1 pseudogene is annotated in these 359 nt (G+C 59.6%); it reads right to left on the reverse strand.

From position 1 onward, the window contains the following. Positions 1-359 (reverse strand): annotated as a pseudogene (cpxA, locus tag ACSIPU_RS30715) (envelope stress sensor histidine kinase CpxA); the annotation flags it as partial.

Genomic DNA, 359 nt, shown 5'->3' on the forward strand with positions numbered 1-359 from the left:
TCGCCAGGCTCCACGCCAGCCATAGCAGCAGCGGGGCGCTGACCAGCATCGTGACGATCAGCAGCAGCAGCGGCCGGTCAAACAGCAGGTTGATAAAGTCGGATTGTGAGGTGCTGGCGGGACGAATCAGATAGAGCTGATAGTTATCCTCCCCGTCCCGGACGGAAAACGGGCCCACCATTTCCAGGCGGCCATAGCGTTTTTTCTGCGGATGATCGGCGTTATCGGCCTGGCCGATAAAGTTACGAATGATCTGCATCTCGTTGCGTTCTGCGCCGATCACGCGGCCTTCGCTGGTCACCAGCAGCAGGCGTTGTCCCGGAGGCGCCCATTTATCGATGGCGCGAAACAAACGACGC

Source organism: Klebsiella sp. HN106 (genome assembly GCF_051209435.1).
Lineage (GTDB): Bacteria > Pseudomonadota > Gammaproteobacteria > Enterobacterales > Enterobacteriaceae > Klebsiella > Klebsiella oxytoca.